The organism is Achromobacter marplatensis, assembly GCF_049060505.1.
GTDB classification, from domain to species: Bacteria; Pseudomonadota; Gammaproteobacteria; order Burkholderiales; family Burkholderiaceae_B; genus Achromobacter; species Achromobacter marplatensis_A.
Genome location: NZ_JBMGRB010000036.1, coordinates 1 through 474, shown reverse-complemented (window position 1 = coordinate 474; position 474 = coordinate 1). Strand labels below are relative to the sequence as shown.

The window sequence follows — 474 nt, the reverse complement described above, 5'->3', positions numbered from 1 at the left end:
CAGCGGCGGCAAAGCGCCCGGACCCGTCCAGATCGCCAGTGTTGGCCTTCCCGGCGGCACGGTCGTGCGCAGTGTGTCCAACCCTGCCACCATTCCCGATAGCCAGCTCTTCGCCGTCAACGGTAGGCCGGACGCACCCTATATCGTGGCAACGGACCCGCGCTTCATCGGCCAGCGCCCGACCGTGTCCAGCGACTACCTGTTCGATCTATTGCGCCAGCCGGGCGCGCCGGTCGGCAATGCCGGTGCCACGGGCGCCATCAACGCCGGCCTTGGCAACAGCCCGGGCGGCTTGAACGCGCTGCTCCCCGCCGGCGCAAAATTCCTGACCCCGTCCGGCCAGCCCCGCCGCCTGGGCGACGGCTTCTACGAACAGAAACTTGTCGCTGACCAGATCCTGGCCACCACCGGCCAGCGCTTCCTGGAAGGCTTCGGCAACAACGACAGCCAGTACAAACAGCTGCTTGCCAACGG

General features: G+C 67.5%; 1 protein-coding gene. It reads left to right on the top strand.

Going from position 1 to position 474, the window contains the following annotated elements:
- Positions 1-474: hypothetical protein (locus ACI0FO_RS29435; RefSeq protein WP_416032096.1), on the top strand; the 474-nt coding region annotated here is incomplete at both ends.